Here is a 12,910-nt window from a genome sequence, read left to right as displayed (position 1 = left end):
GTTAAATGGAATTTGCATTTTTATCTTTTGTTATCTTTTTTATCATCGCCACAGCTCTAGGGCTGGTGTTGATGTTTATTTCAAACTTTCTTGGCCAAAAAGTTAAGATCGTTAGGAAAAACGATATTTATGAATCAGGGGTTAACCCGGTTGGAAGTGCAACAAGACAGTACGATATTAAGTTTTATCTTACTGCGATTTTGTTTCTTCTGTTTGACGTAGAAATCGTGTTTTTATTGCCATGGGCACTTAACTACCACAACGTGACCAACTCAGGTTTCATGGTTGCTGGATTTGTGTTCTTTATGACTGTGCTTCTTGTTGGATACATCTTCGTTATCGGTTCAAAAGCATTAAAGTGGGAAAAGTAAAATGTTAGAAGCAATTCTAGAGATCTTAATTAAGACTGTTGTTATCCTGGGTATCCCATTAGGTGCTCTTCCAATTATCATTCACGTTGAAAGACGTGGTGCCGGTTTCTTACAAAAAAGAGTCGGGCCAAACAGAGTTGGACCGTTCGGATTACTTCAGCCACTTGCTGACGTTGCTAAATTTATGTTCAAAGAAGAAGTTCACCCTTCTCACGTTCGTCCATTCTTTTACACAGCAGCACCAATCATCGCTTTAACTGTGGCCCTACTTCCACTTGCTTGTATTCCATTATCAGGCCCGTTCGAAGTTTTTGGTAAAACAGTTTTCCCGGAAGTTTTTAGAAGTGACATGGGGATCTTCTTTGCTTTCGCGGCTTCAGCTCTTGGATCTTACGGGATTCTACTTGCTGGTTGGGCATCAAATAACAAATTCACAATGCTTGGTGCACTTCGCGCCTGTGCTCAGATGGTTTCATACGAACTATCACTTTCAACAGCAGTTGTTGCAATGATCTTTGTTTTCGGAACAAATGACATTCACGGGATTGTAGCTGCTCAAACTGGTTACTGGTTTGGATTCCTGCCAAAATGGGGATTCTTCATGCAACCACTTGCAGCGATGCTTTTCTTAGTTGGAATCTTTGCTGAATCAAACCGTCTTCCATTCGACTTAGCTGAAGGTGAATCAGAAATCGTTGCTGGTTATCACTTAGAGTACTCTTCAATGAAATTTGCGATCTTCTTCATGGCGGAATACATCCACATGATTGCATTATCTGCACTATTCATTATTTTCTTCTTCGGTGGATACAGCCTTCTTCCGGGAATGGACTTAATTCCAACTAACTCACCTTTCGTATTACCAATTCTTCAAGCAACATCTTTCATTATTAAGATTGCTATGATGATCTGGATTTTCGTTTGGGTACGTTGGTCTCTTCCACGCTTCCGTTACGATCAACTTATGGACTTAGGATGGCAACGTCTGTTACCACTAGGTATTGTAAATTTAATTGCTACAGTTCTATTTGTATATTTTAGGAATCAATAATTATGATTAGTGATATCTTTTTAACCATCATTACGATGGCGTTTGCTCTTATGGTTGTTTTCTCAAAAAAGACCGTTGTTTCAGCATTTGCTCTACTAATGACTCTTTTATCAATTGCTATGATCTACTTCCAATTAGGAACAGTGTTCTTAGCTGCTATCCAGGTTATCGTTAACGCCGGAGCGATTGCGATTTTATTCGTATTCGTAATGATGTTAATCAACCTTGAGCAATTCCAGAACAACCGTGAAAAAGGAAAAGTGAAGCTGATCATTTCAAGCGTTACAATCCTGATCATCTTTGGTGTGTTTGCTCTGATCATTAACAACAATATCGAAGTGCTTACAGCTAACAATATTTCAGACAATTCAATGAAGTTATTATTCGAGAAACTTTTCTCTGTTTATTACCTTCCATTTGAAATGGCGACAGTTCTTCTACTTGCTGCCCTGGTTGCTTGTGTAGTTATCACTGGTCACGAAAAAGCAGTTATTAAAGAAGAAGGAGAATCTCATGAGTAGTATTTACTATTACCTGGCAGGGTTTTTATTCACATTAGGTCTTCTTGGAACAATTTTCAAAAAAGACTTAATCTCAATTCTTCTATGTTTAGAACTAATGATGGGAGGCGTGAGTCTTCTAGTGATTCTATTTTCTCGTTCAACGGGAGTTTTAGAGTCTCAACTTCTGGTATTTTTCACGATGATTATTTCAGCGTGTGAAGTAGCTATTGGTCTGAGCTTAATCATTGCTTTATATAGAAAGAAACAAACAATTTATACTGACGATATCAAAATCATAACAGAGTAAGAGTTATTATGTACGAAAACTACCTGGCGCTGATTCCATTTTTCCCTTTACTGGCCTTCTTACTTAACTCAATCCTAATCAGAAATAAGTTAAATAATGTCCAGGCCGGACTGATTACTTTCATGTCTCTTTTTATCTCGTTTGTTTTAGTCATCCTGACTTCAATTCACGTTTTAAAAAATGGACCGGTAAGTGTTCGTCTTTGGGAGTGGATGTCTTACGGAAACATCAAATTCGATATCCATTTCATTATGGATGAACTTTCAGTCATCCTAAGTCTAATGGTTACTGGTATCGGGAGTGCGATTGCATTCTTCTCTATCGGTTACATGGACCACGAAGAAAAAGTTGGAAAGTTCTTTGGGTTCTTCGCCCTATTTGCTTTCTCAATGTTGCTTCTTGTTCACGGAGAAAACTTCTTAGTTCTATTCATGGGATGGGAAGGTGTTGGTCTAAGTTCATACCTACTAATCGGATTCTGGTACGAACATACTAAAAACGGTAACGCTGCTAAAAAAGCTTTCCTTGCTAACCGCGTGGGTGACTTTGGTTTAGTTCTAGGGATTATCGGTTACGCACTAGTTTTCAATACAATCTCATTCACAGATTTAGCTCATCCAGATATGGCCATCTTAATGGCCAACAAAGAAGTGCTAATTATTTCTAGTTTGCTTCTAGTTCTTGGAGCTGCTGGTAAGTCTGCTCAGATCCCACTTTTCATCTGGCTTCCAGATGCGATGATGGGTCCAACTCCAGTGTCGGCCCTAATGCACGCGGCGACAATGGTTACAGCTGGTATCTTTTTACTGTGTAGAGTTTCAAACGTAATCGTTCACTTCTCAGTTGTTCTTGATGTGATTGCATGGATGGGAGCTTTGACTGCTCTTCTTGCAGCACTGATTGCGATGACTCAAAGAGATATCAAAAAGATCCTGGCATACTCAACTGTTTCTCAGTTAGGTTACATGGTTCTTGCGGTTGGTGTTGGAGCTTTCTCAACGGGAATGTTCCACGTTTTCACACACGCTTTCTTTAAAGCTCTTTTATTCCTTTGTGCTGCTTCTGTCATTTACGGATGTCACCACGAGCAAGATATCTTTAAGATGGGTGGCCTTAAGAAAAAAATGCCAATTACTTTCTGGACGTTCACTGTTGGATTCCTTGCTATCGCAGGTATCCCGGGGTTCTCTGGATTCTTCTCTAAAGATGAAATTTTAACGATGGCCCTAACTAACCCAGGCAATGGTCCATGGTTATACGGAATCGGATTAATCACTGCTCTTCTAACTGCTTTCTACATGACGAGAATGTTAGTTCTTGTGTTTATTGTTGAGCCAGCAAAAGCTGCAAAAGTTGAAGTTGTTCATGCTAAAAAGAAAAAACATAGCAAGCATGATAAATCAGAAGAAAAATTAGAAGAAGAAGTTGAGCACGAAGACGCTCATGATGACCACCATGAAATTCATGAATCACCAAGTGTTATGACTGTTCCTCTTATCATTCTAGCAATCTGTTCATTCGCAGCTGGATACATTGGTCTTCCACATGTACTTAGCCATGAACACGCTCGTTTATTCCAGGATTTCGTAGAAAGATTCGTAGCTAAAACAGAAGGCCACACTCATCTAAGTGTTCAGACTGAATACATCATGATGGGAATGACAACGTTCTTGATTTTATCTTCGATGGGTCTTGCTTACTGGATCTACGTGAAAAACGACCATGTAAAAATGCGCGATACACTTCAAGAAAAATTCAAAACTCTTTGGACGATCTCATCAGAGAAATTCAAAGTTGATGAATTCTATGAACTAGCGATCATTAAGCCACTTTATAAAACTGGTGGATTTTTAGTAGATATCATTGAAGCTCACGTGATCAACGGATTCATTAAGGTTCTTACGAAAGTAACTTCTGGAAGTGGACAATTCCTTGATGACAACAAACCAGAAAGATTAGAGATGGGAATTCTTTACATCGTTGTTGGTTTAACAGTGATCATTACATTAATTTTTAGAGAATTTATTTTTAGATAACATTTGGATATAGAAGATGGATCAATTATTTCTAGTTAAGTTTTTAATACCTCTCTTGTGGGCGATCGGATTTATCTTCGCTCCAAAGAATAATGAAAAAGCTATTAAACTGTATGCCTTAATCGGCTCAGTGGTAACACTTGCGTACTCAATCAAAATGTTTGTTGATCTGCCGGACACGTCAGTTCTAACGACACTTTATAAATTTGATATGCCATTGTTCTTCAACCTTTCATACACATTTGCTATGGACGGGTTAAGTGGACTTCTACTTCTTCTAAATGCATTCCTTATGCTGGTAGTTGTTGTGGCAACTTGGGATATCAAGACGGATAAACTTCGTCTTTATTACTTCCTGATTTTCACACTAACTTGGGCAGTAAGTGGATCTCTACTTTCAACTTCACTTTATGGATTCTACGTTTTCTGGGAAGCAATGCTTATCCCTCTATTTGTTCTTGTTGGTGTATTTGGTGGAGAAAACCGTCGCTATGCAAGTTTCAAGTTCTTCATGATGACGGCTGCGGGATCTATCCTGATGCTGGCTTCAATGTGTTACATGTCAGCTCTTGCTTATAAGTTCAACGGATCTTACGACCTGAACTACGAAATTATTAAAACTCTAAGCTTAAAGTACGATGGATTCTTATCTCCTCAGTCTTTAATCTTCTGGTCTTTCTCAATCGCTTTCTTCTTAAAAGTTCCAGTGTTTCCATTTCACTCATGGTTACCAGAGGCCCACGTTGAAGCACCTACTGCCGGATCTATCATCCTTGCAGGTATTTTATTAAAACTTGGTATCTACGGTCTTCTTCGTTTTGTTATCCCACTTTTCCCGGAAGCAGTTGATGCTAACCGTGACATCGTTTTATGGTTGGGAGCAATCGGGATTATTTACGGAGCATTAACGGCATGGGTACAAAAAGATATTAAGAAGCTGGTTGCTTTCTCTTCTATCTCTCACATGGGTTACATCGTGATGGGGATTTTCTCGCAAAACCCATTTGCTGTAAAAGGTGCGATTTTCCAAATGATCGCTCACGGTATTTCAACTCCAGGTCTCTTCATTGGAGTTCATTACCTTTACTCAAGAACACATACTAAGAAGATGGACATGTACGGTGGTATCGCTGCTGTTATGCCACGCTTTGCAATCTTATTCTTCATTATCACTGCAGGATCAATGGCCGTTCCAATGACTTGTGGATTCGTAGGTGAATTCATGATCATCATGGGAACTTACCAAGTGAATCCAATTGTAGCGATGGTAGCTGCTTCAGGGATCATCCTGTCGCCGATCTATCTATTAAAGATGTATCACTTAACGGCACTTGGTGAAATGAAACACGAAGAAAACAAATCTCTAAAAGATTTAAGTCTTCTTGAAGCAACACCAATGATCGTTCTTTCGATTTTCACGATTGTTTTAGGTCTTTACCCGAAACTAGTGACTTCTCTATATGATGGGACAATTAATTTCTTCGTGAATAAAGGTTAATAAAAATGGAAAACTTAAATTTCGTTCAAAACGTTTTAATATTTTTGGCATTGAATGCTGTGGGGTTATTAACCCTGAATGTGAAAAACGTCGGAAAATATATTTCTTTCGGGGCCACTCTTCTGGCGGCACTTGTATTCTTCGGAATGCTTTTCTCTCAAGAAGTTTTCACTCTAAGTGAGCTTTTTAGTTTAGAAGGAAATAAGATCCTGCTTCTAAAGATCGTTTCAATCATGAACGTCTTTATGATCCTGATCAACGGTTACCATTCACTGGAAAAAGTTAAGAACTCAATCCTTATGTCTTATATGTTCATGGGAGGGGTTTTCCTTCTAGGTGCTAACGACCTAATGACTTTCTACGTAGCTCTTGAAACAGTTGCTCTTGTTGGATACGCACTGGTTGCCACTTCTGATTTAGAAAACTCTCGCGAAGCTGCAGTAAAATACCTTATCCAAGGTTCAATCATCTCAGCTATCTTTTTACTAGGTGTAGCTTTTTACTTAGGAGCAACAAACGGATTAACTCTTGTTGGTGCGACTGTTGTTAACCAGGAATTCTACGCAATCGCTCTTGGGATCTTTATCTTAACAGCTTGCTTTAAACTTGGTGCTTTCCCATTCCACGCTTGGATTGCTGACGTTTACTCAAATGTAACTCGCGGTAACCTTGCTACGAACTTTTTCATTTCAAAAATCATTATCGGATTTAAGTTCATCACACTTCTTCAGTTACTTCTTTTAGAATGTGATCCTCACTTCCAGGATATTTTAATCAGAATCGTTCAAGTTATTGCTGTTATGTCTGCTTTCTACGGAAACATCATGGCCGTGGTACAAGGACAATTCAAAAGAGTTATCGCTTACTCATCAGTGGCACACACTGGTTATATGCTAATGATGATTTGTTTAAACCCAGACGAAGCTTACGAAAAACAACTGATCGCTTATTTAGTTGTCTACTCGTTAACAGCGACTGGAATTATCTTAATACTTAACCAATTTGCTGAACTAAACAAAAACAGAGATGGCCGCGATATCCTGAAAGCAGGATTTTACCGCAATAAAGGTCTATCAGTTATGTTGGTTATCTTCGTTCTAAGCTTAGCAGGTATCCCGCTGACTTCAGGTTTTGCTATGAAGTACATGTTATTTACCAACTTCTTTAGAGAAGGCTTCACTATTGAAGCGACTTCGATCTTCATCAGTACAATTATCGGATTTGCTTACTATATTCGTTTTGTTAGTGACCTGTTCACAGAAGACGAGTCTAAGATGAGTTTGCCTACTATCAAAACTCGTTTTAGCGAATCGCTAGTTCATGTTATTATATTAGTGTCTATCTTCACGATCGGAATTGCTCCGTCACTCTTTTTAGGGCTGAAGTAGACAGGATGTAATGGATTTAAAGTACCGGATCCGCTTAAAAAACGAGCGGGTCATTGGACCTTTTTCAACTGAAGAAATCGGTGAATTATTACTTAAAGGTCATATCGTTGGTTCAGAAATGTGCCAGCAGTTTCCTATTGGGGATTGGCGACCACTTCCTCTTTTTCCAAATCTAAAATCAATTATCGAAGCCGTTAAAGCAGCTCAAACTCCTAAGCCTGAAGTGTCGGTAGAAAAAAGTTCTATCAAAAAAGACGCTACATTAACCAGTTCACAGAAAAAACCAATTGAAGGGGCCAGTGGAGTCAGAACGTTTACTGAATTCAAATTCGGTAAAGATGTAAAGATCGATGTTAACTACGCCGAGCTTGAACAAAAATATAAAGATGCAAACCCCGACATTCCTTATGAAGATGGAATGGAGAAAACAGTTCTTATCAGAAGACCTCACAACAAAGTTGAAGAGCTGGATAAAACGGTTGTGGTGAGAGCTAAGACCGAAGCACCTAGGGTTCTTAAAAAAGAATTTATCAAACCTCAACCCGTTGTTCCTCAGCCCATCGTAGAATTAAAGGAAGAAGTTCCTGAACCAAGCTACGAAGAAATGGTTAATGAGAGAACTGAGTTTATCAATCTTGCCCAGGCACTACCGACCATCAATGCTCAGCTGAGTGTTTCGGAAGTTGAACTTGAAAGACAGGCCAAGATTGAAGAGAACCTGGAAAAGAAAAGATTGCGCGAGCTTCAAGAGATCATGCTTCGTGAGCAGGCCATTGAAGATGGTGAAGAAGAAAGCGAAGTAGAAATCGTTGAAGAATATGATCGTGATAAAAAAGAGTTCGAACAAAAAGTCGTTATCAAGAGAAAGAAAAAAGGAATGTCGATTGTCGCCGTCCTGGCCTTCGTTGGTATTTTTTACTTTTTTCTTCAGCCCGAAGAAAAACCAAAGTATGTTGGCCCTGTTTATACAGAAATAAAGTTTCCGATTACTGCTCCCAATGAAAATGCAGGTGCTGCCAATACTGCATTAGCAGAGGCCCGCAATTTATACTCACAAGGCACTTACAAAAAGCGTCTGGCCGCTGCTGGATACTATCTTGCTTCACTTCAACAAAAGTTCAGCAACAGTGAAGCTATGGGCGAGATCATTCTGACTTATACTGAACTTTTAGATAACACCAAAGATAAACATCAGGCCGCGAATACGCTCTATAAATATATTCAGCTGGCAGATGCAAAACTTTTAATTGATGCCAGTGCTGCAACTGGAACGGCTTTGTTTTACGGCAAGATCGGGAAATACCAGACAGGTATTTATATCGTGAAGAACTATCTTCGCGCTGGAAATAAACCAACTCCTAAAATGCTGACGTATTATTTATCGTTATTAATGAATGCTGGTGAATTTGTCGAGGCCAGATCTGTTTATGAGGCCCTGCTCAAGATTCCCAAAAAGCCTTTCGAGTCTTATTACCAATTATCAGAATTTAATAATGCCAATGATAATGTAGCTGAAGCTAAAGCAATCCTGGAAGAAGGATTGAAGTATTATCCAAACAATGTGCTTTTACTTCTAAGTTACTCTGAACTTTTAATTAAAGAGCAGGCCATTAAAAAATATGAAGAGACTTTAGTTAAGGTCAATAGTCTTCAAGCAGAGAACTCACCAGTTTTCCAGGCCTATTACTATAAACAAATGGGTTATCTTGCAGCTTTCAAAAACAAAAACAAAGAGGCCAGCGAGTTATTCAAACGCTCACTTGCTATTAGAGAATCGGAAGAATTGCGCTCGACTTTATCAAAGCTTGAAATTGGTGGAGACAAAGTTTCTCAAACACTTATTCTAGAAAGTAAGGTCATCGGTTTACTTAAAAAAGCTAAGTCAGAATATAAAAACAGAAATATCGATACAGCTTTTCAATTATCAATTGAAGCGGTCGATGCAAACCCTGATTATATTCCGGCCGTTTTATTCCAGGCCCAGTTAAATACTGACAGAGGATTTTTTGAATCAGCAATTTACTCACTTCAAAAGATCATTGGTGTTTATCAACAAAACAACTTATTAAAAAAAGCACTTACTGAAACTTATATCAAGTCTTATAAGTTTGAAGATGCTGAAAGACTTCTGAGTGAAATGGCACAATCAAAATACGCCGTGACTCCAGAGTACGCTTCTTTAATGGGACAATTTTCAGAAGCTAAAAAGAATCCAATCATGGCGATTAAGTGGTACGACCGCGCTCTTGCCCGTGACCCTTTAAGTGATCTTGATATGTATAGAATGGCCCGCATTCTGGTGCGCAATAAGCGCTTCCCGGAAGCAAGAAACCGTTTATCAAAAGCACTTCTTCTTGATCCAAAGAATGTGAATTACCATGCACTTTATTCTGAAATTCTTTATGAACAAGATGGAACAGATACAGCGATTGGTTATCTAAGAGATATCATTTCAGAAATCGGAGAAGATCCGGTTTTAATTTCTGCTATTGCAACAGCGTACTTTAAGAGTGGTCAGATTAAAGAATTCCAGGCCGCTTACAAAAAAGTTCAAAACCTTCCAAAGAAGGATGAAGGCTTTTATGAATTCTTAATTGCAGCAGCAAAACTTGAAGGAAGAAAAGACGAATACATTCAGCATAGCCGTGATCTACTAAGACTTAATCCAGGGAACTTAAGAGTCCGCATGGATTTAGGTGAACTTCTTTATGATGAAAAACGTTATGATGAGGCCATCATGGAGTTTACTGAAATCAAAGATAAGCTGGATTCTTATCCGCGAGTTCATTATCAATTAGCGCGCGTTTACCTTGCTAAAAATGATTTAGAAAAGGCCAAGGCCATGGCCCAAAAAGAATTGGAGCTCAATCCAAACCTGGATGCGGCCCACTTTATTATGGGTGAAGTTTATCGTTTAGCTAAAGACTACCGAGAGGCCGTTGTTAAGTACGAGAAGGCCATCAGTTTAAACCCAAGATCAGTGGACGCACTGGTTTCTATGGCCATTATTAGGCTTGGTCAGAACTACGCCAGCGAAGCTTTGGAGCTTCTATCCCGTGCACTTAAAGAAGATTTGACTAATCCTACCATCCACAAATTGATGGGAGACGCCTATCGTGCAGCAGGACAAAGGGCCCTAGCTAAGGAAAAATACGAAGATTATTTAAAAATCAATCCCGTTGCCCAGGATAAAGACCTAATTGAATCTTTAATTCGCAACCTGAAATAATCCTACTTGTCTTTTTTGATCAAAACCATTAAGATAGCCTTCTAATTAAGCGGAGGATTGGCGGAGTGGTCGATCGCGGCGGTTTTGAAAACCGTTGAACCGAAAGGTTCCGCAGGTTCGAATCCTGTGTCCTCCGCCATTAGCATTTAGAAACGATCCCCCCAAATTTTTGTGTTACTGGTTTGATGGAGACGTGGGAGAGTGGTCTAATCCAGCGCCTTGCTAAGGCGTCGTACCTCGCAAGAGGTACCGTGAGTTCGAATCTCACCGTCTCCGCCACTTTATATGATACTTGTTACTGATCTTTAAAATTTCCTTATGCGCAGTCGTAGCTCAGCTGGATAGAGTACTTGACTACGAATCAAGTGGTCGCAGGTTCGACTCCTGCCGATTGCGCCATTTTTAATCCCTATATTTACTCACTTCCGGCGTCGATCACTCGGCTCAGTCTCGTCACGTACATGCGTACGCTCCTCGCTTCACCTCGTTCCTACTTGGAATTGAGCAAATCTAGGGATTAAAAAAATAGTGTTTCAAGAAATGTTTTTTTAATCGGTATAGAATTTTTTTGTGATTGTTTGGGTGACATATATTTGGGGTTCTCTTACGATATTTGGATAACATTTAGAGGAGAGATCATGAAAGGCTTAAGTTTTTTAGCTATGTTAATGCTGTTGTTCGTTTTTACTGGTTGTAGCACAACTGCAAGTTTTAAAATCCCAGATGGGACTAGTTTAGTTATTAGAGATATCCCGGTTCCTGCTGAAAAAGTTTTGGAGTATAAAAGAACGCCGTTTTTTTGGGATGTGACACCAGGTATTCCGTATCGTTTAGAGAAAGATGGACAGGTTGTTCGTGAAGGGAAATTAAAATCTCACTTTAGAGTTGCTTCTATCTTCTGGCCACCATTCTCACTTATCTATTGGCCGATGAGATTTGATGGGCCATATGATTTGACTGTGCCTAATGCAAAAGTAAAACCGGGAATGGAAGTAGCTGCAGCAACGCCAGCACCTGCACCAGAAAAGGTTGAAGTTAAAAAAGAAAAGAAAAAGAAGAAATAATTATCTAAGAAAGGCCACTCTAGAAGTGGCCTTTTTATTTCCTAGGTGCTCAATTTTTTAATTCGTATATAATTTGTATAAATTAATATGGAGTGAAAGATGATTCCCAATGAAAACGAAAGCAGTATTGCTTTAACCCAAGTTAAAAATAAAACACTTCTCCTACTTTTCATAAGTTTCATAACAGCATTCGCCTATTGGAAAATTCTGGCTGTAAATATCGTTGGTGACGAAATCGCCAATGGCATGGGCATACCATCAATCCTGAGTCCATTTCTCTTGGGTGGATTATATATGCTGAAGGATCGTGTAAGGGTTATGCCAATAGCACTGGCGATGTCAGTCTGTGCAGGTATCTTTTTAGGATCGATGTCAGGTGTTTTAGAAAGAGGAGTTCCTGGTTTAGTTAGTCAGGCGATTCTTGCAACTTTCATAACGACTCTCTCAGTGGTCTATCTTTATAAAAATAAATACATCAAAGTGAATAATAAATTCCTGCAATTTACAGTTTTTATTTTCAATACAATATTGTGGATTCTCACGGCTGATTTTATTTTAAGTATTATTGTATTAGATTGGCGCTCACTTATAAATGGCGCGAGTACGTCAGTTATCGTCGTTAATGTTTTAGTGATGCTTTTGGGATACTTAGTTTTCTCAATTGACTTAAATATTATTGATCAAAAAATTGACTCTCATCATTTATCGGAAGATCAGTCATGGCGTTTTGCCATTGATCTTCTGCTTGATATTGCCTGGATATATCTGGCCATTCTTTTTTTAATCGCGCGCTTCCGTGGGAAAAAAGACTAAATCAACTTGTCGAATTCTTATAATTAAAGATATTTTATAGACTGGAATTTAAATTTCAGTCTATGGAGTCTTTATGAAGTTTCTTTTAACACTGGCCATTTTTTGTGTAACTACATTTACCTATGCTGAAACGACTGTTCAATATCAACCAGGTGATGCAGGTGTCTCAGTAACTATCCATGGTATGGATTCAGATGCTCAATCGTTATATGAGGCCATGAATGTTGAACCAGAAGATGGATTAACTGTAGTTAGAAAATCAATTCTTCTAACGAGAATGAGAGAGCCCATTTTAGATTTGATGTGTGTGCAGTCTAAAACTTCTAATGCAACAACTTGCACGATCAAATTCATTCCGGGCATTTTAACAATTATCAATTACGAACAAGGTTATGTGAAATTTGAAGTGATCGATAGTTACGCAGCTCCAAGAATTGCTAACCTCTTTGTTAAATCAAGTGAACCAGGTCCAGAGCAGACAGTTTTTCAGTCATTGAATGGAAAGCTTAGGTTGTGGAAAGGCATGAGTGCATATGGACAGGTTGGAGCATTTACAGTGGAATTTTCAGAATAAATTACCATGAGCGGCAAGGTGAAATGGCTTCAGCGTCGAATCTAGCGGCGTCTAACTAAAAATGAGGCCATAAATT

The 12,910-nt window shown here is 38.9% G+C and carries 11 protein-coding genes and 3 tRNA genes; all 14 read left to right on the top strand.

Annotated features, from left to right (window positions below; translation table 11 throughout):
• Window positions 1-5 precede the first annotated feature (5 nt).
• The 14 genes from SHI21_RS01040 to SHI21_RS00975 all read left to right on the top strand — a co-directional run bounded on the left by SHI21_RS01040 (window position 6) and on the right by SHI21_RS00975 (window position 12,834).
• The gene (locus tag SHI21_RS01040) at window positions 6-371 is read left to right on the top strand and encodes an NADH-quinone oxidoreductase subunit A (RefSeq protein WP_323574249.1); all 366 of its coding nucleotides are present in this window, start codon (window positions 6-8) and stop codon (window positions 369-371) included.
• Window position 372: 1 nt separating this feature from the next.
• Window positions 373-1,422 (top strand): NADH-quinone oxidoreductase subunit NuoH, encoded by a 1,050-nt coding sequence (gene nuoH / locus SHI21_RS01035; RefSeq protein WP_323574248.1) that lies wholly within the window; start codon window positions 373-375, stop codon window positions 1,420-1,422.
• A 2-nt stretch (window positions 1,423-1,424) separates the two neighbouring features.
• Complete coding sequence (locus SHI21_RS01030) at window positions 1,425-1,943, top strand: NADH-quinone oxidoreductase subunit J family protein (RefSeq protein ID WP_323574247.1); 519 nt, start codon at window positions 1,425-1,427, stop codon at window positions 1,941-1,943.
• Complete coding sequence (nuoK, locus tag SHI21_RS01025; protein WP_323574246.1) at window positions 1,936-2,232, top strand: NADH-quinone oxidoreductase subunit NuoK; 297 nt, start codon at window positions 1,936-1,938, stop codon at window positions 2,230-2,232. Before SHI21_RS01030 ends, nuoK begins: the two co-directional genes overlap by 8 nt.
• Before the next feature lie 8 nt (window positions 2,233-2,240).
• Complete coding sequence (gene nuoL / locus SHI21_RS01020; RefSeq protein ID WP_323574245.1) at window positions 2,241-4,268, top strand: NADH-quinone oxidoreductase subunit L; 2,028 nt, start codon at window positions 2,241-2,243, stop codon at window positions 4,266-4,268.
• A gap of 16 nt (window positions 4,269-4,284) precedes the next feature.
• On the top strand, window positions 4,285-5,766 hold the full coding sequence (locus SHI21_RS01015) for a complex I subunit 4 family protein (protein ID WP_323574244.1): 1,482 nt from the start codon (window positions 4,285-4,287) through the stop codon (window positions 5,764-5,766).
• 5 nt (window positions 5,767-5,771) lie between these two features.
• Window positions 5,772-7,154 (top strand): NADH-quinone oxidoreductase subunit N, encoded by a 1,383-nt coding sequence (locus SHI21_RS01010; RefSeq protein ID WP_323574243.1) that lies wholly within the window; start codon window positions 5,772-5,774, stop codon window positions 7,152-7,154.
• A 10-nt stretch (window positions 7,155-7,164) separates the two neighbouring features.
• Window positions 7,165-10,383 (top strand): tetratricopeptide repeat protein, encoded by a 3,219-nt coding sequence (locus SHI21_RS01005; RefSeq protein ID WP_323574242.1) that lies wholly within the window; start codon window positions 7,165-7,167, stop codon window positions 10,381-10,383.
• Window positions 10,384-10,434: 51 nt separating this feature from the next.
• A tRNA-Ser gene (locus tag SHI21_RS01000) sits at window positions 10,435-10,522 on the top strand.
• Between the two features lie 48 nt (window positions 10,523-10,570).
• Window positions 10,571-10,662, top strand: a tRNA-Ser gene (locus tag SHI21_RS00995).
• Window positions 10,663-10,705: 43 nt separating this feature from the next.
• Window positions 10,706-10,782: transfer RNA gene (locus tag SHI21_RS00990), tRNA-Arg, on the top strand.
• A gap of 239 nt (window positions 10,783-11,021) precedes the next feature.
• The gene (locus SHI21_RS00985) at window positions 11,022-11,447 is read left to right on the top strand and encodes a hypothetical protein (protein ID WP_323574241.1); all 426 of its coding nucleotides are present in this window, start codon (window positions 11,022-11,024) and stop codon (window positions 11,445-11,447) included.
• A gap of 99 nt (window positions 11,448-11,546) precedes the next feature.
• Entirely contained in the window at window positions 11,547-12,260 is a 714-nt protein-coding gene (locus SHI21_RS00980; protein ID WP_323574240.1) for a Bax inhibitor-1/YccA family membrane protein, read from the top strand.
• A 73-nt stretch (window positions 12,261-12,333) separates the two neighbouring features.
• Window positions 12,334-12,834, top strand: a complete 501-nt coding sequence (locus SHI21_RS00975; RefSeq protein ID WP_323574239.1) for a hypothetical protein — start codon at window positions 12,334-12,336, stop codon at window positions 12,832-12,834.
• The last annotated feature ends 76 nt before the right edge of the window (window positions 12,835-12,910 follow it).

The organism is Bacteriovorax sp. PP10, assembly GCF_035013165.1.
GTDB classification, from domain to species: Bacteria; Bdellovibrionota; Bacteriovoracia; order Bacteriovoracales; family Bacteriovoracaceae; genus Bacteriovorax; species Bacteriovorax antarcticus.
The sequence above is the reverse complement of the archived record's forward strand: the minus strand, read 5'-3'. Positions and strand labels throughout refer to the sequence as shown.